22 protein-coding genes are annotated in these 24,471 nt (G+C 45.3%); 11 read left to right on the top strand and 11 right to left on the bottom strand.

What is annotated here, in order from left to right:
- Positions 1 to 70: 70 nt before the first annotated feature.
- From OCV50_RS04840 to OCV50_RS04830, 3 genes are all read right to left on the bottom strand, one after another.
- Complete coding sequence (locus OCV50_RS04840; protein WP_261903841.1) at positions 71 to 1,168, bottom strand: alkene reductase; 1,098 nt, start codon at positions 1,166 to 1,168, stop codon at positions 71 to 73.
- Positions 1,169 to 1,181: 13 nt separating this feature from the next.
- Positions 1,182 to 1,562: a lactoylglutathione lyase gene (gene gloA, locus OCV50_RS04835; protein ID WP_239840543.1), complete on the bottom strand. Its 381-nt coding sequence runs from the start codon at positions 1,560 to 1,562 to the stop codon at positions 1,182 to 1,184.
- 257 nt (positions 1,563 to 1,819) lie between these two features.
- Positions 1,820 to 2,755, bottom strand: coding sequence for a LysR family transcriptional regulator (locus OCV50_RS04830; protein WP_239840542.1), 936 nt, complete (start codon positions 2,753 to 2,755; stop codon positions 1,820 to 1,822).
- Positions 2,756 to 3,476: 721 nt separating this feature from the next.
- On the opposite strand from OCV50_RS04830, the gene OCV50_RS04825 reads away from it, so the two are divergent.
- Together OCV50_RS04825 and OCV50_RS04820 are read left to right on the top strand one after the other, a co-directional pair.
- On the top strand, positions 3,477 to 4,004 hold the full coding sequence (locus OCV50_RS04825) for a magnesium transporter (protein WP_315974631.1): 528 nt from the start codon (positions 3,477 to 3,479) through the stop codon (positions 4,002 to 4,004).
- Entirely contained in the window at positions 4,004 to 4,993 is a 990-nt protein-coding gene (locus OCV50_RS04820) for an HlyD family secretion protein (protein WP_261903840.1), read from the top strand. Before OCV50_RS04825 ends, OCV50_RS04820 begins: the two co-directional genes overlap by 1 nt.
- 122 nt (positions 4,994 to 5,115) lie before the next feature.
- Here the strand turns inward: OCV50_RS04820 and OCV50_RS04815 are convergent, their stop codons facing one another.
- Positions 5,116 to 8,217 carry an efflux RND transporter permease subunit gene (locus tag OCV50_RS04815; protein WP_261903839.1) on the bottom strand — a complete coding sequence of 1,034 codons (3,102 nt, stop codon included), beginning with the start codon at positions 8,215 to 8,217 and terminating at the stop codon, positions 5,116 to 5,118.
- 7 nt (positions 8,218 to 8,224) lie between these two features.
- A complete protein-coding gene (locus OCV50_RS04810) occupies positions 8,225 to 9,313 on the bottom strand; it encodes an efflux RND transporter periplasmic adaptor subunit (RefSeq protein WP_261903838.1) in 1,089 nt (362 codons plus the stop codon).
- 208 nt (positions 9,314 to 9,521) lie between these two features.
- Between OCV50_RS04810 and OCV50_RS04805 the strand changes: the two genes are divergently transcribed.
- On the top strand, positions 9,522 to 10,136 hold the full coding sequence (locus OCV50_RS04805; RefSeq protein ID WP_239840538.1) for a TetR/AcrR family transcriptional regulator: 615 nt from the start codon (positions 9,522 to 9,524) through the stop codon (positions 10,134 to 10,136).
- Positions 10,137 to 10,155: 19 nt separating this feature from the next.
- Here the strand turns inward: OCV50_RS04805 and OCV50_RS04800 are convergent, their stop codons facing one another.
- Positions 10,156 to 11,046 carry a LysR family transcriptional regulator gene (locus tag OCV50_RS04800; protein ID WP_261903837.1) on the bottom strand — a complete coding sequence of 297 codons (891 nt, stop codon included), beginning with the start codon at positions 11,044 to 11,046 and terminating at the stop codon, positions 10,156 to 10,158.
- Between the two features lie 156 nt (positions 11,047 to 11,202).
- Here OCV50_RS04800 and OCV50_RS04795 point away from each other — a divergent pair, with 156 nt between their 5' ends.
- Both OCV50_RS04795 and OCV50_RS04790 read left to right on the top strand, forming a co-directional pair.
- Positions 11,203 to 11,508, top strand: a complete 306-nt coding sequence (locus tag OCV50_RS04795) for a monooxygenase (RefSeq protein WP_239840536.1) — start codon at positions 11,203 to 11,205, stop codon at positions 11,506 to 11,508.
- A 63-nt stretch (positions 11,509 to 11,571) separates the two neighbouring features.
- Complete coding sequence (locus tag OCV50_RS04790) at positions 11,572 to 11,946, top strand: hypothetical protein (protein WP_239840535.1); 375 nt, start codon at positions 11,572 to 11,574, stop codon at positions 11,944 to 11,946.
- 55 nt (positions 11,947 to 12,001) lie between these two features.
- Here OCV50_RS04790 and OCV50_RS04785 read toward each other — a convergent pair whose 3' ends face one another.
- Positions 12,002 to 12,526 (bottom strand): lipocalin family protein, encoded by a 525-nt coding sequence (locus tag OCV50_RS04785; protein ID WP_261903836.1) that lies wholly within the window; start codon positions 12,524 to 12,526, stop codon positions 12,002 to 12,004.
- A gap of 376 nt (positions 12,527 to 12,902) precedes the next feature.
- Between OCV50_RS04785 and OCV50_RS04780 the strand changes: the two genes are divergently transcribed.
- On the top strand, positions 12,903 to 14,150 hold the full coding sequence (locus tag OCV50_RS04780) for an esterase/lipase family protein (protein WP_261903835.1): 1,248 nt from the start codon (positions 12,903 to 12,905) through the stop codon (positions 14,148 to 14,150).
- A gap of 17 nt (positions 14,151 to 14,167) precedes the next feature.
- Here OCV50_RS04780 and OCV50_RS04775 read toward each other — a convergent pair whose 3' ends face one another.
- Both OCV50_RS04775 and OCV50_RS04770 read right to left on the bottom strand, forming a co-directional pair.
- Positions 14,168 to 14,593: a septal ring lytic transglycosylase RlpA family protein gene (locus tag OCV50_RS04775; protein ID WP_261903834.1), complete on the bottom strand. Its 426-nt coding sequence runs from the start codon at positions 14,591 to 14,593 to the stop codon at positions 14,168 to 14,170.
- 254 nt (positions 14,594 to 14,847) lie between these two features.
- Positions 14,848 to 15,447 (bottom strand): LysE family translocator, encoded by a 600-nt coding sequence (locus OCV50_RS04770; RefSeq protein ID WP_261903833.1) that lies wholly within the window; start codon positions 15,445 to 15,447, stop codon positions 14,848 to 14,850.
- A gap of 120 nt (positions 15,448 to 15,567) precedes the next feature.
- On the opposite strand from OCV50_RS04770, the gene OCV50_RS04765 reads away from it, so the two are divergent.
- Positions 15,568 to 16,053, top strand: coding sequence for an Lrp/AsnC family transcriptional regulator (locus tag OCV50_RS04765; protein WP_004739989.1), 486 nt, complete (start codon positions 15,568 to 15,570; stop codon positions 16,051 to 16,053).
- Between the two features lie 106 nt (positions 16,054 to 16,159).
- On the opposite strand, the gene OCV50_RS04760 is transcribed toward OCV50_RS04765, so the two are convergent.
- Entirely contained in the window at positions 16,160 to 17,530 is a 1,371-nt protein-coding gene (locus tag OCV50_RS04760; protein ID WP_261903832.1) for an L-serine ammonia-lyase, read from the bottom strand.
- 25 nt (positions 17,531 to 17,555) lie between these two features.
- Positions 17,556 to 19,097 (bottom strand): sodium:solute symporter family transporter, encoded by a 1,542-nt coding sequence (locus tag OCV50_RS04755; RefSeq protein ID WP_261903831.1) that lies wholly within the window; start codon positions 19,095 to 19,097, stop codon positions 17,556 to 17,558.
- A 348-nt stretch (positions 19,098 to 19,445) separates the two neighbouring features.
- Here OCV50_RS04755 and OCV50_RS04750 point away from each other — a divergent pair, with 348 nt between their 5' ends.
- From OCV50_RS04750 to OCV50_RS04735, 4 genes are all read left to right on the top strand, one after another.
- Positions 19,446 to 20,741, top strand: a complete 1,296-nt coding sequence (locus OCV50_RS04750) for an MFS transporter (protein ID WP_239840528.1) — start codon at positions 19,446 to 19,448, stop codon at positions 20,739 to 20,741.
- 127 nt (positions 20,742 to 20,868) lie between these two features.
- Complete coding sequence (locus OCV50_RS04745) at positions 20,869 to 21,885, top strand: nuclear transport factor 2 family protein (protein WP_239840527.1); 1,017 nt, start codon at positions 20,869 to 20,871, stop codon at positions 21,883 to 21,885.
- Positions 21,886 to 22,084: 199 nt separating this feature from the next.
- Positions 22,085 to 23,179 carry a porin gene (locus tag OCV50_RS04740; RefSeq protein WP_261903830.1) on the top strand — a complete coding sequence of 365 codons (1,095 nt, stop codon included), beginning with the start codon at positions 22,085 to 22,087 and terminating at the stop codon, positions 23,177 to 23,179.
- Between the two features lie 206 nt (positions 23,180 to 23,385).
- The gene (locus OCV50_RS04735; protein WP_261903829.1) at positions 23,386 to 24,411 is read left to right on the top strand and encodes a LacI family DNA-binding transcriptional regulator; all 1,026 of its coding nucleotides are present in this window, start codon (positions 23,386 to 23,388) and stop codon (positions 24,409 to 24,411) included.
- Positions 24,412 to 24,471: the final 60 nt, after the last annotated feature.

The raw sequence follows: 24,471 nt of genomic DNA, 5'->3' as shown, positions 1-24,471 counted from the left end.
AAAAAAAGCAACCCCGCGTAAGCAAGGTTGCTAATTTACAACGTACAACAGTATAAACCGTCTTTATGACTTAGGCAGTATATTCTGGGTAATCGGTTAGACCTTTTTCAGCACCGCCAAACAGTGTATTTGGATCGTGCGCAGCCAATGGGTAACCGTTTTGGATACGCGCTGGTAAATCTGGGTTCGCCACAAATGGGCGACCAAAACCGATCATGTCCGCTGTACCTTCTGCCACAGCTTCTTCACCACGATCGCTGTCGTAACGACCAGCCCAAATCAACACACCTTGGTACGCTTCACGAACTGCTTTTTTAAATGCTTTCGGTGTTTCTGGTGCATCATCCCAATCAACTTCAGCGATGTGCAAGTAAACAATCTTGTAGAGGTTGAGTAGCGCTGCCGCTGCTGTGTAAGTCTCTACTGGTGTTGCATCAACCGTACCATTCAATGATGTGAATGGTGCAAGGCGAACACCAACACGATCAGCACCAATGGCATCAACCATAGCTTCAACCACTTCCCCTAGAAAACGCAGACGATTTTCAATTGAACCACCGTATTCATCTGTGCGGTTATTCGCTTCAGAATCGATGAACTGGTTGACTAAGTAGCCGTTTGCAGCGTGAAGTTCGATGCCATCAAAACCTGCTTCAATCGCGTTGAGTGCCGCTTGACGGTACTGTTCGATAACCATTTTGATGTCATCTTTGGTCATTTCACGTGGCTCAACCACCTCAACAAAGCCCGGTTCGTCAGTACCGTTATCGATGAATACTTTTACATTTTCTGCTTTCAATGCAGATGACGAAATTGGCTGTTCACCACCAATGTTATCTGGGTGCGTCACACGACCAACGTGCCATAATTGTGCGAAGATTTTACCGTTCTTCTCATGTACAGCATCTGTTACTTTTTTCCAGCCAGCGATTTGCTCTTGAGTATAAATACCCGGAGTCCATGCGTAGCCTTGGCCCATTGGCGAGATCTGAGTGCCTTCAGCGATAATAAGGCCAGCAGAAGCACGCTGAGCGTAATATTCAGCCATCATCTCATTTGCGATATTACCCGGTTGTGTAGCACGAGAGCGTGTCATTGGAGGCATCACAATACGGTTTGCTAGAGTCAATGAACCTAATTGAATTGGTTGAAATAGTGCGTCTTTCATTTTTCTGCCCTTATTATTTTTCTAGCTGAATCAGTTCGATAGCGTAGCCATCAGGATCTTTTACAAACGCGATGTGCGTTGTACCACCGAGAACAGGGCCCGGCTCACGAGAAACATTGCCACCCAGCGCTTTAATGTCAGCACATGCCGAGTAGATGTCCTCTACACCTAGTGCTAAGTGACCAAAAGCGTTACCCATTTCGTATTCGTTGGTGTCCCAGTTGTAAGTCAGTTCGATTGTCGTACCACCTTGCTCATAACCAACAAACACAAGAGTGTATCGATATTCCTTATTTTCGTGACGCTCTAACTCTTTCATGCCCAACACCTTAGTGTAGAACTCAATCGATTTTTCTAAGTCAGCGACGCGAATCATAGTGTGTAGGAACTTCATAATTTCACCTTATTGGGTACCGATCAGCGGTTAAAAATACTGTGTGGTCCACTGCTCTTGCATTGGCCATTTGTTGAGGTGAATCTTATCCAGTTAGCTCACGGACGTGAAATTATCATTAGTTCTCAATCTAATAATTTTTTGTTATCGAATCGATGCACGTGAATAATGAACGGAAGAACGTAGAGTGAAGCCCATCGCACCGTTGGCGGTGGGCTCAATGATAATTAGATGGCTACCAATAACAGACAGCTTTACTAGAAATGCAGGATCTTATCTTTATGTACGTCAGACATTTTTTGAGACGTACTAAGCACCTGTTCCCTAAACCAACGATGTGCTGGGTCAGCGTTGTTGCGTTTCAACCAGATGAGATGATGGGCAATAGGGTCAAAATCAAATGGAGGCTCATGAACTTGTAACTTCAACTGTTCTTGGAATTGCAGCGCCATTGAGGTAGGTAAAGCGGCAATACAATCTGACTGGCTGACCAATAAAATAATACTGAATAAGGATCGAGCTCGAAAAACGATCTCTCTTTTGGACAAGTCCAAAGAGGTGTAATGATTCAAACTCCTCACTTTACGACGCTTTCGCTCTAAGACCGCATGTTTCTCTTGCATAAACTGCTCTAGTGACAAACTGCCTTGAATCCTTGGATGTTCCTCACGACAGACAATCACAAAGTCACTCTCCATGATGAGAGCACTCTCTATACTGGGATGCTCCGGAACCAAAATATCGATCATCGCATCGTATTTATTGGTCAACAGGTCCTCATAAACTCGCTCATCACTATCGTCTTGATCAAACACATCCAATCTCAGGTTTTTATTAGGTTGCGCAGCAAAATGATCAAGTAGTATCCACTGTATATGTTCTGGACTAGAAAGAAGAAATTTACGATGTGAACTGAGTGGCTCAAACTCAGACATGGAACTGAATACGCTATTCAACTGTTCGATCGGCGCCTTAATTTGTTGATAGAGCATTAACGAATAAGACGTAGGCACGACACCACGCCCTTTGCGAACAAACAGTTCTTGACCTACCTCTTTTTTAAGGCGGCTCAACGATGTGCTGATGGTTGATTGATTGGTACTAAGCTGACTCGCTGCCTTACTCAAACTGCCCTGTTCCATCACCGCTGAAAACACAGCTAACAGATTGAAATTTGGAATGTCGTTACTCATAGCTCATCCTTAGTATCATACTATGCTCACCATAGTATCGTATTTACGATATTACAATCACAATGATAGCACTAATGAGTGCACCACATATCCTCAAGTCGGCTAATGAACACGGTTGATTAAGCTCAACTTTCGGCAAGCTTTATCCCTATCTTAGTCGCCATTAACATTGTGGCAATTGGCTTTCTTGATTGTAATAATGTTTATAAATACGAGGAATAAACAGGGCTCAATGGGCTCCCAAATTCTCCGCTTCTTTGATCTCAAATAACCTATTGTAAAAAGATCAGTAAGCCGAGTTGATCGCTTTCAAATTAATTCAACTCCACTATTAGAGCCCCTACAGATCCATCGTAATTACGATATTACTAAATCGTAATTCTTCGTAGATCCGCTCAAATAGTCTTCTTATTATCCTTCTAACAAATTAATCCGACCACGAAACAAAATACAAATAAATGCATCAAGGCACGGAATCGCCACATTAACGTTATGTACATTGTTTTCTATTTCTAAGCGTGGCGATTTAGCACGGCTTGTTTGTTCGGGGATAACTCCCCAATGTACTGAGAATTCGTTGCTTAGATTCAACAATGCCACTTTCGACAACGCCTTTTGGTCACCTATTCAGCTTCATTAGCTGTGTAATAACCATCAATTTGTAAAGTGCCACATGACACTCTAGGCCTGATTCTCACTTGTTAGATTAATAGGTAGAGATATGAAATTCCTAAAAATTGTATTGCAGAAGATCTTCGCCATCGTCATGGTGCTAGTGAAATTCTGTCTATTTATGGTCGTCATGGTGGCGGGTGCATGGGCTCTCGCTCCATTAGGCAAGATTCACTCAAAAGACATCGACCTCACTCAGTTCAACAACCATCCAAATGAGATGATGATGAACTTCTTCCAATCAGAATACTTCTCTGGCTACCTATTTGCCGTCACCTTGGCTGTCACACTAGCGGCTATCTACGGTTTATGGCAATTGCACGAACTCGGCGTTCATAAAGCAAAAGAGCACAAAAGTGCCCATGTACAGATCGTATTCGCTCTCTCACTCTGTGGCCTATTTATCAGCAAAACTTTCTGGGTTATCGCACTGGTTATTGCGCTGGCGAATTGGAAACACATTGGTCAATCACTCAGTGACGTGATTCGCCGTGGTATCCAACCAATCACGCCTACGACACCACCAAGCCAAACCAACAGTGAAAACTCCCCTCGTACAGAAAAAGAGGCAGCATAATGAAAGAGATGATGATTCCATACATCCTGATTGTATGGTCGCTATTTGCCACAGGCGCACTCAAGAAAACCATTAAGAACTACACATGGGCCGCGATTGGTGGTGTGCTGATTCTTGCAGTACTGGCGGTTATTTCACGCCTTTGGGCACCGGTTGATCTCACTAACTCAACCACAGTGAAAGCACCTCACGCAGTCATGTCTCCAGTGTTTGGCCAGCAGATCGACAAGATCATGGTTGATCACAACCAACATGTGAAAAAAGGCGATGTGCTATACACCCTTGTAGATATCAATTCGGCAGCCGACAAAGCCAAGATTGAGTCTTCAATTGTGCAGAAAGAAGAGCAGATTAAACAAATGACGCGCGATATTAACCGCGCCGACACATCACCAGAGATCTTCAACGCTCGTGATGTTGAGAAATACAATTCAGACCTACGTGTGATGAACTCCGAGCTTGCGTCACTAAAAGCTGATTTGCAGAAAGTGAACTGGGCTCAAGAGAAGAAGACCATTACCGCAGAATTTGACGGCCAAGTCTCTATCGTCAACATTGCTGAAGGCTCAGTCATGGGTAACATGCACCTTTACAATACCAGTAAAAAGTTCTTAGAGATGCGTGTTTCTGACCAAACCTACGGTTACGTTCAAGAGGGTGATTTTGCAGAGTTCTATGTCGACGCATACCCAGGTCACGTCTTCCGCGCTAAGGTACACAGTTTTAACGCTGGCACAGGTGAAGCAGGTATTTCACCATTCCAAGGCCCGCAAAGTGTTGGTCAGCACGTTGTTCGCAACGGCAACGGTTTAGGCCGTACTGTGGTTCTAGAAATCATCGAACCGGAAGGCTACAACATTCCAATCGGTGCAACTGGCGCAGCATGGATCTCTGCTGAAAAGCCACATCCATTCTGGGGATTCATTGACGTCATCGGCGCAGCAACCGTTCGCCTACAATCGTACAAGTCGTACTTAGGTGCGTGGTAAAAGGCGCTTGGTAAATAAACATCTGAAGAGTTAGATTTAGCGCTAGATTAGATTAAAAAGGTGAGGCTCTTGAGCCTCACCTTTCTTTTTCTTTCCCGAATATTTCTATCTAATGGAACAGATTAGTGCGCTAGCGCTGTTGAGGTGTGTAGACCCTTTTTGCGTGTCATTAGGTGGAACACCACTGGTACAAAATAGAAAGAGATCAGGGTGGTCAATACCGTACCGCCAACAATTGCCACCGCAAACGGAGGCCAGAAACCACCGCCAGCAATGATCAGTGGCATAAAGCCTCCCACCGTTGTAATGGTGGTTGAGCTAATATGACGAGTACATGACATTACTGCATTCACTACTGCGTCTACACTGCCGGAAGACGCTTCTTGATCTAATTTCAGTTCGGTCAAAATCACTATCGCAGCGTTAATGGCAAGGCCTGCAATCCCCAACATCGCGATGATTACGGTAAAACCAAACGGATACCCGAATATCCAAACCGAGAGCAATCCAAGTCCACCAGCAAGCGCAGCGACCATAAAGATAATGGTACTCAGCCTAAACGAGTTGAACGACATCACGACCACCAACACCATCAAGACCACCACCACTGCGACATTAGAGATCAAACTATTCACTGAGTGGTCACGCTCCGCAGATTCGCCACCGAAATCAATGGTGTATCCCGATGGAATGTCATAGCTCTCTAAACGCTTTTGAAATTCGTTAAGCACAGTCTGCGGCAATACACCCGCTTCAATATAGCCTTCAATCGTATTCACTCTCTGACCGTTACGACGAGTAATCGCGCCACGGCTGGTGGTAAGCTCTAGCTCAGCCAAAGTCGAGACATTGATACCTGTTGAGTAGATTTCCGAATTAATCGGCAAACGGATATTACTCAGGTGCGTTAAATCTTCACGCGCATCATCAGCGACACGAACACGGATTGGGACCGATTCACTGCCTTCAATCACTGAACCACTTTCGCGACCAGTGAGTGTGGTTTGAAGAAGCCCTGCGAACTGATTCAATGAAATGCCATTAAGCTTAGCGGTGTCTTCATCGACCTTAAGCCAAACTTTAGGTGTACCCGGTTGCAGTGTTTCACGAGTATGCGTCACGTGCGGAATGCCCGCTAAGATTAGGCGAATATCCTCACCAATTGCTTTTAAGGTATCGAGGTTCTCTCCATAGACACGCAGCTCAACAGGAGCCGTAAACGGAGGACCTTGGTTCAATTTTCGCACCAGAATTTGAGCTTCAGGCACCTCTTTGTCCAAGACCTTTTGCAGCTCAGGTATCAAAGCGTTTGCCTGTACGAAGTCTCCGGTCTTCACCATCGCTTGCGAGAAGTAAGGTGCGTTATTTTGTCTTGCTTGAAGGTTGTAGTAAAACGATGGGAAATTCGCACCAACAAGCCAATCGATCCGCTCTACCTCAGAGTAGCGATGGATGATTTCATCAATTCGCTCAGAGGTTTGCTTGGTCGCATAAACACTCGCTTGTGGCGGCATATACACCTGAATCTCGAACATATCGCGATCGGAAGGTGGGAAAAACTGCTCAGTCAGTTGCGACATACTCCAGTAGCCGGTAAACGGCACCAGTAAGACCAACACAATAGTGATGATGGGGTGCGTAATACCAAACCGGACGGATGCAGAGAACCAACGAGTTAATGCAGGAATGCGAAGCCCTGTCATATACCAATGATGTTGTCCCTGTTTATCAACGTCACTCAATTGTTTCGGCAGCAGTCGAGTCGCCAAACCGGCAATCAGTGTATGGGAGATGACATACGAGCCAATCAATGAGAACGACACCGTAATTGCAATACCACCCACAAATTCACCAGACGCCCCCGGCATCAAAATAATCGGTGCAAACGCCAGCACTGTGGTGAGTGTTGAGCCTAGTAGTGGCACCCACAGGTGCTTCAGGGCGTTCATGGTCGCTTCAGCTCGATGTTGACCTTTGAGTCGATACGCTTGAATGGTATCCACCATCACCACCGCGTTATCCACCATGATCCCCAGCGCTACAATCAAGCCAGTTACCGACATTTGGTTAATAGGCACACCCGTCATTTTCATGATCGAGAGAGTGAGCAAAGACGTTAAAGGCAGCGAGATAGCGACCAAGATTGCAGCACGAACACCAAGGGTGACAAACAGAACAATCAAGATGAGAACAAAACCGATCAACAAGCTTTCGCCCAAATCGTTTAGACGTGTCTCTGTATAACCTTGCTGATTAAAGAGCACGTTAACGTGAACATTGCTCGGCAGCTCTTGCTCAAACTTTTCAATCACTGCATTGGCACGGGATGTCCAGTTATCGACCCTCAGATCAGGGTGCATTCGCGCGGCAACAATCACACCTGGTTCACCGTCGATAATGGCGATCTGATCTTGCGGCGTTTTTTCACCTCGTGACACCGAGGCAATATCTTCAAGGCGAACGATATGGCCATTGGCATCGGTCGCAATCGGCACTTGCTTGATACGCTCAATAGAATCCAACTCAGATTCAATTTCCAACCCAAATCGAGAATAGGAACTCACCAATTCGCCGGCAGAGTTCTTAGCGTCAGCGCCTTCTAGTGATTCAGCAATATTGGCACTTGAGCGACCTAACGCTGCAGCATCTGCAGTGCGCAAGTTAATCTGAATCTCTTCTTGTGGCATACCATATTCATCAACGAACTCAGTGCCCGATAAGGTTCTAAGACGCTTGGCAAGCTCTTTAGCGTAACGCCCAAGAGTTAAGCGGTCTGGCTCTCCTGCCCCAGTCCAAGTTAATGCAGTAATAGTGGTAAACGCATAGGTATGGTCACTATCCAAATCCGGTGACTGTGCACCAGCTGGAAGAAGCGGTTCAACATCAGACAGCTTGTCTCGAGCTTGTGACCAAACTGGCTCAGGCTCTGTAATGGTATCGTCTAGCTCAAGTGTCACAATCGACACATTCGGGCGAGAGGTTGAGCTGACTAGCTTAACTTCACTAAGCTCACGCAGCTTGTTCTCGATGACCTCGGTCACTAAGGTTTCGACTCTCTCTGCACTTGCCCCAGGAAAGCTGGTGGTGATGTTAGCGTAGCGGTTGATGATGACCGGATCTTCTGCGCGCGGCAATGTCATGAAAGCGGAGATACCGCTCACCATCAACAACGCCGTCATTAAGATAAGCAGTCGCGTATTAGAAATCGTCTCGATGATCTTCATGGGCAACCTACTTAGACGCCAGTTGAAGAGGGCTCACGGTTTGTCCCGGAACCAAACGATGCAGACCACTTGCGATGACCTGTTCACCTTCGCTAATCGCACCGGTTACGTACGCTTGTTGATTATTGGCAAACAAGACTTGAACACTACGTCGCTCAACTTGGTTATCTTCACCAATAACAAACACATTCCAGACCCCACGCAAACCATCAATCAAACCCGTTAGTGGAATCCAAAAACCTTGGTCGTCAATGCTCTCTTCAAATTGGAGATAGGCTAATTGCCCTTCTAGCACAGAGGCTTGCTCAGGGAAAAGGTAGCGTAAACCAACACTTCGAGATTGAGTATCGACCATCGCTCCGGGATTAAGCAGACTTACATCGTACGACTCACCACCAACACGTATGTGTGGCTGTGACAAAGAGGTGACCTTTTGCATTTGGTGCGCAGGAATACCAATGAACGCCTCTTTGCCCTCAGATGCAAGTAGTGTCAGTGTCGGGTTGCCAACATTTACCACATCACCCAAAGAAACAAAACGGGTGGCAATAGTTCCAGCGTAAGGAGCAAGAATGGTCGACTTTATCAGTCGCAGATCGTTGGCTTTCAATGAAGCGTCAATGCGTAAAAGATTGGCTTGAAGCACACGTTGTTCACTGGTTAACGAGTCAATTTCCGCTTCCGCACTAAAGCCTTTTGCTTTCAACGAACGCTGACGCTTTAGGTTTGCAGCCACCAAGTTCAACTGAGCTTTTACTTCCTCAGACTGCGCCTTGAGTTGACTAAGCTCAGTCTCTAACAATTGGGTGTCTAAACGAATCAAAGGTTGGCCTTTTGTGACTCTGTCACCGACATCGACTAAGATCTCTTCAACCTTACCAGCCAGCTCAAAACCCAAGTTGGCTTGCTGCCCCGCCCTTACCACACCGACATATTCACGCTGTACCGCGTAAGAACTCGATTGAATTAAAGCCAGTGTTTCAACCGTAAGGATGGTTGGCTCAGCGGCTGGTTGTGCTTGGGTTGTTTCACCGCACCCTACAAGAAGAGTAGATAGCGCGACAGCGACTGCGCTGCTCTTCATCAATTTATACATAATACTGTTCCTGTGCAGTATGTAATTGTCCTATTTTTAGACTAACCAAACCAAACTAGACTGTCTAGTTTGGTTATGTTAAAAATAGGTTTCATCGTTATTGATTGATAAAAGCGTCACAAAAAGCATAATGCTTAACCTGTGACGAATGACGCTGCATTCTGCACGCGAAAAACTGACTAATATCGAAACAACGAGACTTCCAGACGTGACTAAAATCATTAAAAGTGAACAGAAGAGATCGCAAATTTTAACTGCAGCAAGTGAGCTTTTTTCTGAACATGGCTACAAGATCAATATGGATCAGATTGCCAAAGCCGCTAATGTATCGAAGCAGACTGTCTACTCTCATTTCAAAAACAAAGATGAGCTTTTCGAAACATGCATGCAGACCAAATGTGCCGAGCGAGAACTGAGCCCCGACGCTTTTGATATGAATGCCACGTTAGAAGATGAATTAGTGAAGTTTGGTGTGAAGTTTCAAGATTTGCTATTAGACGAGCAGTCACGACAAACCTTTCAGAATGCAGTCAGCCAATCCAGCACCCACCCAGAGATCGCGTCAATCTATTTAGAGACTGGGCCTCAAAAGACCACCAAATTACTTGCCGATTATCTGCAGGCGAAAATAGACTCGGGTGACCTAACCCTGTCGACTTCAAGTTCACCCATTATTGCAGCGCGTCAATTATTGCTGATGTTTCATGGAAAGTCCGCGTATTGGTCATTCTTCGGCCACGACAGTGGTGAGTCCGATGATGAAAGGCAGAGCTACACTCGCGAATGTGTTGCACTGTTCTTAAATGGCAACCAGACTCGCTAGCTTGTACTCAAAGCAAGCGTTAGTGGGCAACAGATTCCAACAACAGTTCGTAGAAACGTATTGCGGCAGGGCCAGTCTTCACACCTTTTGGCAATGTGAGATGAAGTGGTACATGATAACCACGACCGTTTTCAACATTGAGCACGGTGAGTTTATCGCTCCCTCTACTGTCAACAATGTGCTTCGGTAGTCTGCAGTACCCTACTCCTTGCTCAACAGCGCCAAACGCATGGTCGAAGTTGTCGACTGTGATGCGTTGACTTGATTTAAGCCAACCCACATCTTTTTTATCTGCCAGTTTCTCTGCTGAACCTAAATCTCTCACCACAATCTGTGGTAATGACGATAGCTGGTTCAGAGAGAGCGTTGACTCCTTAGCTAAAGGATGCGAACTGGCAACAACGGGTTCCATCATCGTAAAACCAAAGGCTTCCGCCGGATAGTTGGTGACTGGCAAATTGATGATGGCAACATCGGCTAACTCTTGAGTCACCATCTCCGTCGTCTTAGACAATGATGTTTCAATAACCTGAATCGAGGTGGTGTTGTTCTCTGCCACAAAAGCCGCCATTGGCCCATAGAGACGCTCAAGACAACATAGATGATCCACTGCTACCACAATTTCAGATTCGACGCCCTTGGAGAGCTGCTCACTAATAAGTTCCAGCTCCCGAGCTTGTTCTAGCATACTACTCGCCCTGCGAAGCAACGCCTTACCATCTTCCGACAAAACAGCCTTGCGACCCTCAACCCGAACCAGAGACACTCCAAGCTGATCTTCCAGTTTCCTCAATGCATAAATCAAGGTGGTGTGGCTCTTGTTCAATTGCAATGCGGCAGCTTGAATGCTCCCAGCGCGATCAATCTCAAACAGCGTTTGCCATTGGTCTAAGGTGGTTTTCAGTCTCATTGGTCTAAAATCCTGACAGTTAATGACAATATTATGAACTTTTTTGTCTAATTTTTATAGGTAATATCTATCTCAACAGGCAATCAAGCCTTCAATGTTTTGCGAAATGGCGGCTCGCCTCAACGCAATGCTTAACAACTGTTTGGAGAGATAACCATGAAACTACTACAAGTCGATTTTGGATTTAACGGCCCATTTGGTGAAGAGATGTCAAACGCCCTTGTTGATCTAGCAAAATCCATCAACAACGAGCCAGGCATGATCTGGAAAATTTGGACAGAAAGCGAAGCAGAAAAGCTCGGTGGCGGTGTCTACCTATTCGAAGACCAACTGAGTGCAGAGGCTTATCTCGCCATGCACAGCGCCCGCTTAAAAGAGATGGGCGTAGCAGAGGTACGCGGCGTGATTTTTGACGTTAACCAGCCTTTAACTACGATTAATAAAGGTCCAATACACGGCTAATTGAGTTATTCATTCTTGTAATGAAAGTGTAGATATTGAAAGACAAAAGATGAGATGCACCAAATGAAAAACAAAACGTTTCTAAGCCTACATGGCATCATTTACGCAGGGTTTGCCATCGCTCTGTTCTTCCTACCAACCGTCATGTGGCCAATGTACGGTGTGGAGATCAATGATAAGTACGCTTATTTTCTGTCTCAACACACCAGTATCTTCCTCGGTGGCATTGCAGCAATAACCTGGTTGCTACGTGATATTGAAACGGGTGTGAGCGCTAAAAAGCTCATCCAAGCTTTGGTTGTAACCAATATGCTGGGTGCAATTATTACCCTATATGCCGCCTTCACTGGTATCTTTGTAGGCTTTGGTTGGAGTGACCCAGCGTTCTTTAGCTTCTTGTCGATATTGAGTATTCGACAACTGCAGTTGCAAAAATAATAAAAAGAAAGGAGAGCGCAAAACATGCGCTCTCCTTTTTCTATCTCGTCAATTTCTAATTTATCGTATCGTGGGAGACGTAGATCAACTCATCGGTGTTAAAACCACGCTCTTTCGACATCTGTTTAAACTTCTCTAATACCTCAGGTGCCACTTGTGGGGTTCTGGACAGTAACCATAAGTAATCCGTATCTGGTCCAGAGACAAACGCATATTGGTAGCCCTGTTTGTCTAACTCAAACACCACATAAGAGCCGTAAAACGGACCAAAGAACGATACTTTTAGATAACCTTGATCGCTCCCTTCAACAAAGTACGCTTTACCTTCCGCCTCTTTCCACTCGCTATTTTCAACCGAGTAACCGCGGTTAATCACCTTCACGCCACCATCATCACGTAACGAGTATTGAGCGCTAATATTACTCAACCCTCTTTCAAACGAGTGATCTAAACGAGCAACCTCGTACCATGTCCCTAGATAGCTCTCCAATTCGAATTCATTAACCGGTTTCACCGACTGCGGCATACCCAAACAGCCTCCTAAAAAGACCACCGACATCAACAGCAATAGTTTTTTCATTTCTAATCCTTTTAAAACGACATTTCTATCAAAAAGCTAATACGTTAATAATAGAAAAAGGTTCAGTGTTAGCCTATTTAATCAGTGAGTTAACCAACCATTATCTCATTGAAGTCACACATTTTATTTTATAAAAAGTGAACACCGCCCACCTCATTCACAGTGCATCTAAAACGAGCTGGACACATAAAACAGATGAATCACTCAAAACTCATCTTCGCCAGTTATTTGGAGTGGCAATCCGCTATTTTTGCCACCGACTCTGTCATCAAGGGCGCTCAAAACACCAGAAAGATCGGCGACGACTTTATTGCTACAATGAGTCTTAGATAACTGATTTATGGATAAAACTGATGGGAAGAAGGATAAAAATGGAATGAGGAATTGTCTGACTGCTCGACTACTTTCACTACTACTGCTCAGTACCGTCTTATTTGGGTGTGGTAACTTTCGAAACTTATCTCACGATATAGAAGCGATTGACGCCATTACCAACCAATACCAAGTCATTTTAAGCCAACCCGCATCAGGTTCGGCCGTAGTCATTGAGCAGATCAAAGACATTAATAAAAGTGAAGTGGATGCCTATGACGGCATCAAATACAGTGACAATATTCACCTGCATGTATCTAACCACATCCGCTATCTACTGATTTTTGAAGACACGAATCAAGATTTAACCCTACAAGCTGACGAAGCGTTCAGTGTGATTCATCTTCGCGACTACCAAGACAACTCAACCATCGAAGTGTCATTAGAAGTGAACCAAAATGAAGTTCCAAGCGCCTTTGTCGATCGCTCACTCTCCTCGTTGTTAAACATCGAGTTAGATCTGGTCGATATAGGCACAGTCGTCAGTTTGGCGGACTCGCCCTTTGACAGAAAAAATGCCAAACTCGGAATGTGGCAACCGCTCAAATTCTTGCTTGAGGATAACGCAGGGCTCTACTTTTTATCTGAATATGACCCGAACAAAATCCCCATCTTATTTGTTCATGGCATCAATGCCACCGCGATAGATTTTGCTCCACTGATTGAGAAAATTGACCAATCTAAATATCAGGTCTGGGTGTTTAACTACCCTTCAGGGTTGTCATTATCGCTAAATTCTAAAGGCTTAAATAACCTGTTACATACGGTTGTAAGCGAATACAAAAACCAACAATTGCATGTTGTTGCTCACAGTATGGGCGGGCTTATCGTCGCCAACAGTATTCACCAGTGTCGTATCGGGCATTTGTGTGACTTTGTTAGCAGCATGACCACCATCTCGTCACCATTTGGCGGCGTTGCATCAGCTAAGCAAGGGTTAGAGTACTCCCCTGTTGTTATGCCAGCCTGGGTAGATTTAAACCCAGACGGCAAATTTATCACGGACTTATTTCCTGCTAACAGTGAAACGCACATCCCACATTTCCTTGCATTTGGCTATAACTCAGGCGAGCTGTTCAATACCAAAAGCAATGATGGCGTCATTAACCTCTCAAGCCAACTGTCTCGTCCAGCTCAGCTAAATGCCGACCAAATTCGTGGTTATGATGAAGACCATCTAAGCATTTTAGATAACGATGACCTTTTTAAAGATCTATCCGACTTTTGGTTAGCAGCTGAGAACGAGAAATAGGGACGAGAGTGACAGATTTAGTGCTTATACCTAAAGGTTTTACTGTCATCAACAATCTCAATTTTGACTGGCACCGTGCCTTTGTTGACGTTACCGATTTGTGCAAATGACTTGTAAGAAAGGTCGATCACTCGGCCTTTAACGAAAGGGCCTCGGTCGTTAATTTTAACGTCAACAGACTTATTCGTTGTTGTGTTTGTCACTCTTACGACTGTTCCAAATGGCAGGGTTTTATGAGCTGCAGTATAGGCATTCATATCATAGGTTTCACCACTGGCGGTGAGTTTCCCGTGGAATTTATTTCCGTACCAAGAAGCCTCCCCAACCAGCGTATGCGATTTGGCATACTCCTTTGTTTTTGAACTGCCGACCGCCGACGTTGAAGTGCATCCGACCAGAATAACAAGAGTAATTGCGGACAAGATAATTCGTAGATTTTTCATATTTAAGGATACTGTTTTTAGTGTTGCTATTAGTTTGAGTATAGTGATTTCTCAGCCCAAACCACTGCGGATAGGGCGCCGCATGTTTTCACGAACCGCAGTAGATTCGGTCATGGGTACGAAAGGATTTATCTTTGATAAGGTTAAATATAGCCAGTGTTGAGTGCAGACCTATCCAACCGAAAACCTACCGGCACAAAAAAAGGATTGGCATTTCGACCAATCCTCTAAAACTCGCTATTCGTTTGGGGACGCTAAGCTGGTTGGTACAACATAAATGCCACGACCATAGCCAAGCTTCCACCTAAACAACGGTTAACCATCACCATCTGTTTTGGTGATTGCAATAGACGCTGCAGCATAGTGCCACAATACGCCCAAATCAACATACACAATACACCTGTCACCACCATGATGGTGGTAATCGTCACCACTTGAATCAGGTAATCAGCCTGTGTGGTGATGAACTGAGAAAATACCGTTAATGAAGCGATCCACCCTTTCGGGTTTAATACTTGAATCAAAACACCAGACATAAATCCTGAGCGATTCACCGAATCTTCTTGCTCAATCTCCATGTTGGCGATAGACCACGCCATAAACAGTAAATAAGCCGCCCCAAGGTATTTCATTACCGTGTAGATCTCTGGGTAAAGGGTAAATAGGCTCACCAAGCCAGCACTTGAACCCGCCAAGATGATGATAATGCCAAAAGCGTTACCAGAGACAAAAGGCAATGTCGCCGCAAATCCATATCGGCTTGATATCCCAAGCAATGCAATGTTTCCTGCTCCCGGTGTAATTCCAATCGATATTGAAAACAACAAGAACGCCAGCATTAATTGAGCGCTCATTCTTTCTCTCCTAGTTGATAAAACGTTAGTGGGAGAAGAGTTTACCGATTCGGGTAGGAATTAAATTGCTATATGCGCTAGTATAAAAACAAATTTGAGCAGACTTTTTCTAATAACACCATGAAAGTGAAAGAATCCACCAACGAAGTACTAGATGATACGGATATTGCCATTCTTGGACATATTCAAAAAGACGGACGCATGAGTAACAGCAAGCTCGCCGAGAAGGTCAACCTAAGCGAAACTCCTTGCTGGCGCCGTTGGAAGCGCATGGAAGAGACGGGCTATATCGATGGCTATACCGCGCAGCTCAACCGCAAAAAGCTAGGGCTGCATGTAGCCGGTTTTACCTTAGTGACACTCGGCAACCATGAGGTTGAAAACACCGAGCCTTTTGAAGAATTTGTTGCAGTAACAGACTGGATCACCATGTGTCACTGCATTGCAGGTGGAGCCGACTACATGATTCAGGTGTTGGCAAGAGATCTGGAAGAGTATTTTGAGCGAATCAGTTCAATTCGACGAGTGAAAGGTGTCAGCGCAATTCAGTCTAACATCTCAGTGAAAGAGCTAAAGAACAGCTACCAACTGCCACTGCAAGATTAGTGAGTTTGAAACTTAGAAAGCCCAGTCAGCGGTAATGCGACTGGGCTTTTTGTTGTCGTTCTTATAAGCGCATCGGTCTCACCAAGGCTTGAGACTGAGTTAGCCCCTACTCACACGGGTGTGCGAGATGAATTAGCGCCAATCCGCCCAACGAGGTTTCACGATATTTCTTATTCATGTCTTTACCTGTTTGGTACATTGTCGCAATAACCTTATCAAGCGAGATCAAAGATTTACTATTACGCTTCAAAGCCATGCGTGATGCGTTAATCGCCTTCATCGCACCCATTGCATTTCGCTCAATACACGGCACTTGTACCAAGCCACCAATTGGGTCACAAGTCATACCCAGCGAATGCTCCATTGCTATTTCTGCGGCAATGCAAATCTGCTCGTTACTGCCACCACGAAGTGCAGTTAAACCCGCAGCCGCCATAGAAGATGATACGCCGACCTCACCTTGGCACCCGACTTCGGCACCTGAAATGGAGGCGTTGGTTTTGTACAAAATACCGATCGCGCCCGATACTGCTAAGAAGTCTTTCAGTTGCTTGGTATCCAACTCTTTGATGAAGCGATGGTAATACATCAACACAGCCGGAATAACGCCAGCAGCACCATTGGTTGGAGATGTAACTACCTGCCCACCAGCCGCATTCTCTTCACTGACGGCAAAGGCAAACAAGTTAATCCAGTCCATAATTTCCATTGGATCGTTCTCAACCGCTGCATTCGCTTCCAACTTCTTCAGTAAGTTTGGAGCACGGCGAGTAACATTCAAACCGCCATCAAGAATGCCTTCGGTTTCAAAACCACGCTCCATGCAACGGGACATCACGCGCCAGATTTGATCCGCCTTTTCCGCAATAGCATCAGCGTCTTGGAAAGCCGACTCATTTTTCAGAATCATACCGCCCAAACTCATACCATTCTTTTCCGCTTGCTCAAGCATCTCTTCAGCATTACTAAATGGATAAGTCACCTCTACCGATTCAGCCTGAGTGCCATTTTGAAGCTCATCGGCCGTTGCAATAAAACCACCACCAATCGAGTAATAAGTTTCATCGACAATTGCATTTCCAGCTTGGTCGAAAGCAGTGATCATCATGCCATTCTCATGAAGCGGTAGATTATCTTCATGAAACAGCATGTCAGTTTTGTAGTTAAACCCGATGTTGTGGCTACCACTTAACTGCAGTTCACCGCTATCAATCGCATGACGCATCGCTTGGTTAGCACTGGTGATTTTAATCGTATCAGGCTTATTGCCGAGCAAGCCTAAAATGGTCGCTCTGTCAGTGTGGTGTCCGATTCCTGTTAGTGACAGCGAACCATAAAGATCGACCTGAACACGAACCACCTCTGTGATTCTATCCGCGATTAATTGAGTGAAATGAAAACCCGCAATCATTGGGCCGTTGGTGTGTGAGCTCGAAGGCCCGACACCAATTTTGTAGATATCAAAGATCGATAACATAGAACTACCAGTAAAAATCGGTCAATTAAGAAAGAGCGGCATAAAGCCAGTCAGGGATAACAGTACAAGCCGCGACGGTTACAACAGCAAACACCAATAAGCCGTAGTGACTCGCGGTAGGCTTAGCAAACAAATGCTTCTGCTTAGCGATAAATTCATTTTGTTGTTGAGTAACTTCACCAAAGAAACGGCTCACGAGTACACCAAGAACGAGAAAAACGACGGTGCCAATCAGAGCAAACCAAGGCCAAGAAACGCCGCTGTACTTAGCAATAAACACCATCACAACACTGCCGATGCTGCCAGCGATCACACCCTTCTCATTCGCTTTCTTGAAAAACAGCCCAAGAATGAAAGAACCTAAGCGGATACCAACAAAAATTGAAGTCAGGCTAGCAATGGTTTTCAGTACAGATTCATTTGAAACCGCAAGCAAAGCAGGCACAACCACGGATGCGGCAGCAACAAGGCTCATCTTTCTTGCTACCGATTCATAGTGAGCATCCGATGCTTCCTTGCGGAAAAAGCGCTTATAAAAGTCGAACGTTGCGACGGTTGCCATTGAGTTATAGGTTGAATCCAGCGTCGACATAGCCGCCGCCGATAACGCGGCAATAACTAAACCGACAATGATTGGGTTAGTGTGGTTAAACACAAAATCAAGAATCACTTCATTACTGTTCTCAAAGCTATTGTCTTGATAGAAGACACTTAGCAACACACCCATCACCGCGAAAAATAGATAGATGAAAAACGCGCCATAACCACATAGCAGCATCGATCTCTGTGCTGTTTTCACATCTTTTGTCGCCAGCGTTCTTTGAATAATCAATTGGTTAGTTCCATACACACTCAAATGTAGAAAGCTCACCGCGACCAATCCAGCCCACAATGTAGTGTCGACACCCAAGTCAAATTCGAGGTTGATAATATTCAGATGTTCGGGAGACAACACTTCCCCTGCATCAATCTTCATCAGTAATAGGCCGAAGATGGCAATGCTACCGATAATCAGCACTGCCGACTGAAGCATGTCGGTCCAGATTACAGTTGAGATGCCCCCAGCATAGGTATAAAGAGCGGTGAACAAACTGATGTAGATGATGGCTTCAGAGATCCCAATAGGCAGCACTTGCACCACTATCAATGCAACGGCATACAAAATCACACCCGCCGAAATGCATTGCACGACAATAAACACAATTGAATTGATGGTACGAGCAACGACGCCAAAACGGTGCTCTAGGTATTCATAAATTGAAGTCAGCCCGAGCTTGTAAAAAACGGGAACGAAGAAAACCACAGCGAAAAAGATCACTATCGGGTAATTCAAATGTACGCTCATTGCTTCCATGCCTGAGCTATAAACCCAACCAGGCATGCCTACAAATGTCATTGCACTAATGTAGGTCGCAAGAATAGAAACCCCTGCAGTAAACCAGCCAAATTGCTTCCCGCCCGTGGAGAAATCGCCACCAACGCTATAACGCCTATTCACTAAGTAGCTGATAAACAGTGTGGTTAATACGTAGAGAGCAATCACCACAAAACTTGAGTACGTAACCATTTTGAGATTCCGTTTATTGTATTTCGCAAATTATTCGCTGCCAATATTACTTAAAATTGGATAACTTCCCTCAAAAACCCCCAATAAGTGTGAGTATTGTCACTAACATTGACGATTAAACGCTCAAAAAGTCCCAAAACGAGCAAAAACGCGATCTATTGGGATCAAGATCACCAAAATCGACAGAATGGGTACGCACTCATTTTAAAATTGACTTTGATCACGGATCTAATAACCAAAAAAACTCTATTATCTCTTCCGAAACGAAGACAGCGTAGTGAACATCAATAACTACTACACTGTAATCAAAACTCATAACACCCTATATAAAATAAAGGTTTATCGGTCATGACTACGAAAAAACACATGAGCGAAGTTCCTATGATTCAAAGGGTAGCTGCTTATCTTGCAATTCTAGTAGGCTACTTTTTCTATTGTTATAACTTTGTAATTATTGACTACGTACGCCCATACATCGTTGATGCATATGATGGTATTAACTTAGCAGATACGGCTCAGTTCTATACATGGCAGTCGGTTGGTGCACTGATTGGTGCTCTAAGCTGTGCATGGGTGGCATCAAACTTTGGTAAGAAATCGACTCTTATTGTCATCACTGCATTGAACGGCGGCGCAACCATCATCAACATGATGTTTACTGACTACGCAATGTGGGCAGCAATGCGTTTCATTATCGGTATTTCTTTGGGTGGTTACTTCACTGTAGCGGTAAGCCTAATGATTGGCCTATTCACGCCAACGGTTCGCGGCAAGTTAACGGCATTCGCATCTTCTATGTTCTCTGTTGCTCTAATGGCGATGGGTGCTTACGCAGCGTTTATCTCTAGCATTGACGCACCGTGGCAGAGCCTAATGTGGGTAGGTGGTATTCCTCCTCTAGCCGCTGCAGTAGTGATGATCTTTATCCTACCAAGTGACAAAAAAGTGATCGCTTACGGTGAAGAAGATCAAGCAAAAGCAGAAGAATCAAATGCACCTGCGAAGAAAGGTTCTTGGGGTGAAATGCTAAGCGCACCATACCGCAAGCTAACCATTACTTGTCTACTTCTAGCGGGTCTTAACTTCTACGGTTACCAGTTCTTCTCAGGCTTTGTGACAACGTACCTAAAAGAAGTTCGTCAGTTTGACGGTGCAACTATCGGCATCATCTTCTCTATCTCAGCATTCGGTTCTCTATTCGGTGCTTGGGTATGGGGCGCAATTGCAGACAAATACGGTCGTAAGGTTAACGCATTTGGTTTCATCCTAGCGGGCATCATGGCATCAGTATTCTTCATCGCGCCAAGCGACGTGATGATCGGCAGCCTAAACATGCTGGCTATCCTGGGTCTTATCTACAACTTCGGCCTATCTGCTTCAGCGGTATGGGGTGGCTACTTCTCAGAACTGTTCCCAGCTCACCTACGCAGCTTCGGCGCAGCTCTGTTCCACGGTGGTCGTATCATCGGCATGTGGGCACCAATGGTGTTGGTATTCATTCAAGAGCGCAGCGACCTAGCAACAGCAATGTGGGGCTCACCAATCGTATGGATTGTGGCTGGTCTACTGTGGCTATCTCTACCAGAAACATTGAAAGGCGGCATCTTCGACAAGAGCAAAAAAGCGGAAACAGCTAAGGCTTAATCCCCTTTCGTTGAAGGTCTCTTAAGACAAGCAATAAACATTAATCCGGCTGAGCAGTCAGCCGGTAACAAAATCCAAATCGAGTCCTGTTCCGAATGTTGACTCGACAACACAAAGAGAATGAATTATGTCTAAATATCAAGAAGCTAAACGCATTGTTCGCGAATACTTTGATGCAATGGAAAACGCAACTCACGAGAACGTTGCTGAAGTACTAAAAGCACACACTTCTGAAGATTACTTGTGGCGTGGTGTTTACCCATTCCGTGAGCAAGAAGGCGCTCAAGCGGCAGCTGACGTATTCTGGGCTCCAATGATGAAATCAATGACTCGCATGCAGCGTCGTCAAGACATCTTCATCGGCGGTAACAATGAAATCAACCCAGATGAAATTTGGGTAATGAGCATGGGTCACTTCATGGGTCTATTCGACGCTGAATACCTAGGCATGCGCCCTACTGGCAAGATCATGAACGTTCGCTACGCAGAGTTTAACTGTGTTGTTGACGGCAAGATCACGAAGACAGGTCTATTCCTAGACCTACTAGGTATGATGGACCAAGCAGGCTGCTACCCACTACCACCATCAACAGGTAAGCACTTCGTATACCCTGGCCCACGTAATCACGACGGTCTACTGTTTGAAGATGCAGCGCCAGAAGAAGGCGTAGCAACGCTTGCTCTAGTGAACAAAATGGTTGATGACCTATCTGCACTTAACGACAGCGGAGCAATGGGTTGCCCACCAGAAGTGCTAGAGAAGAGCTGGTCTAAAGACATGATCTGGTACGGCCCTTGTGGTATCGGTGCATCTTACACTATCCCTCGCTACCAGAAGCAACACCAACTTCCTTTCCGTAACAACCTGAAAGACAAGAAGTTTAACGGTCACGTTTGTCGCTTCGCTGAAGGCAGCTTCTCTTGCTTCTTCGGTTGGCCAAACCTATCAAACACGCCAACAGGTGGTTTCCTAGGTATGACTGGTGGCGAAGTTCGCGCAGACATGCAAGTAGTCGACGTTTACTACCGTGACGGCGACAAACTATCTGAAAACTGGGTACTGATCGACCTTCCTTTCTGGCTAAAACAGCAAGGTCTAGATGTGTTTGAACGCACTTCTTCAATCATGAACCCAACGCTGTAACCCTGTCCTAGTGTCGACCGAGTTCATACCTACACTCGGACGACATGACTGCCGAGGGCTCCTTCTCGCCCTCGGCAACTTGCTCTACCCATAATAATCACTTTGTGCCTCACGGATGGGCACACCCTACCAAACCATTACTAATATAACGGGCTTGAAAGCACGGTGGCTTTCTACGGCCTGAATAAAGAGAATTACAATGAAAAAGTCGATTCTTTCTGCGGTGATCCTGACAGCCCTGACCTCAGGTTCTGCTTTTGCTGCACATACTTTTACCAATGACGCGGGCGATAGCCTAACACTAGATGGCCGTTTTGATGTTCGTTACCACGATAAAGGTGGCGACCATAACGGTGAATGGAACAGCGGTAGCTCTCGTTTTGGCCTAAAAGGTCAAATGGGGTTAGACAACGACTGGACAGGCTTTGGCCATGCCGAATGGGGTTATAACTCTGGTGCTAACGGCAACAATATTTACGACCGACTTCTATACGCTGGCGTTGAGCACGATAAATACGGCAAGATCGCAGCAGGTACCAAGCAATGGTCGACCTTCTACGACGTAGCATGGTTTACCGATATGGGCCGTGTATTTGGTTCGCGTGGTTCAGGTTACTACAACCTATCTGATTGGGGCATCGCCTCGGGTACGGGCCGAGCTGAAAACTCAATCACTTACCGTAACAACATCAACGGCAACTGGAAATACGGCTTCACTTACCAAACCACTCGCGAAGATGTATCTGTTTCTAAGAGATACAACGAGAGCGACTCAGATACTGTGACGTTGAAAAATGGTATTGGCGCTTCAACTCTGTACACCATCGCCGATGGGCTAACCATTGGTTTAGCGTACCATCAAAACGAGTTTGACGATGTGGATGCGGGAGTTCAAAACATCAAGAATGGCGATACACAACGCATTGGCTTGTTAGGTGTGAACTACACCAACAATGGCCTGTTCGTTGGCTTCACGTACAGCCAAGGTTCAAACTGGGAAACCACCAGCCAATCTGAGTTTTACGACCACCGCGGTGCTGAATTCTTCACTTACTACCACTTTGAAAACGGCTTACGCCCTACCTTCAACGTTAACTACTTAACGGATACAGACGACAACGCAAACGGCTATGAGCGTCAGTTAGTTATCCCTGGTCTTGAATACCACTTTAAGAAGAACAAGTTCCTAGTATGGACGGAATACCAGTTTGATAACGGCAAAGACTCATACAACGGCGTGAAATACGAAAACAGCGACGACCAGTTTGCTGCCGGTATTCGTTACTACTTCTAACTTTGGACTTTGCTGCCAAATAAGATAATTACACTCAAATTAAAGCTCTGCTTCTATGCAGAGCTTTTTTGGGTTATACCCAGTTAGTTGCCCAACAACCTCACCTAAGCCTTATTTTTCATAGAATTTAACTGATTTGACTTTTTGAATACGTACCTACTTATGATACTCTACACGCCATTAATTCGGCTTAAAATGCATGGTCTATGAACTCTCCAAAACACTCCTCGGTAACCAAAGCAACCGTAACCTCAAAAGATGTCGCTAAACTGGCTGGCGTTTCTCAATCTACCGTTTCTCGTGTATTTGTGCCGGGCAGTTCGGTTTCTGAAAAGACCAAGCAAAAAGTATTTGAAGCCGCAAAAGCGCTCAACTATCGCCCGAATGCCTTTGCACGCAGCCTCACTACCAATGAATCTAAGTTAATTGGTCTGGTCTTCCCTGATGCGGATTACCCAATTCACATGAAAACCCTACAGCTCATCTCGACTGAGCTACAAAAGCAGGGTTACTCAGCGGTGCTTATTCCGTGGCAAGTAGATGCCAATGACAATCACTCGATCCCGAATATCTTCCAATATCGAGTTGATGGTGTCATCGCTGCCTCTGCAACCTTCAATAAATCGCTTTATGAAGAGTGTGAAGAGTTCGATATCCCGATTGTTCAATACGCTCGTGTAGTTGAAGGCACCAAGAGCAGCCATGTAGTGAGTGACAACTATGCAGCCGGGCAGCTTGCAGCACAGCAGTTCCACAACAGTGGCGTAACCTCTGCGGTTTACTTGACGGGTAACGTTCCAACGTACACCAATGACGAGCGCGAGTCGGGCTTTTGTTCTGAGTTTGAAGACTTAACGGGCAAACAAGCGCGCGTTGTCGAGGCAGACTATGACTACCTTGATGCGCTAGAGACAATTAGAACTCTGTTTGCGGAACCCTCTAAACCACAAGCCATTTTCTGTGCGACAGATAACCTTGCGATGGCGGTAATGGACGTAGCTCGATTGGAGTTCAACCTACGTATCCCTGAAGATCTACAAGTTATTGGTTTTGATGATATCCCGCAAACGCAATGGCTCAATTATCAACTGAGTACTTTCAAACAAGACTTTAAACGCCTTGCTCGCGAGTCTGTGAAGATTGTTGTAAACCAGATACAAGACCAAGAGACAAGCCTTGTAAAATTGATGGTTCCGGTGAAGTTTATTGAGCGAAAAACGACACTCAAGTAACACCGGTCAATAACGTATTCTTAGAAAAATCCCGCTCATCTAGAGCGGGATTTTTTATTT

This window comes from Vibrio fortis (genome assembly GCF_024347475.1).
In the GTDB taxonomy this organism is placed as follows: domain Bacteria; phylum Pseudomonadota; class Gammaproteobacteria; order Enterobacterales; family Vibrionaceae; genus Vibrio; species Vibrio fortis.
Note: the sequence above shows the minus strand (reverse complement) of the source record. Positions and strands in the feature narration are given on the sequence as shown.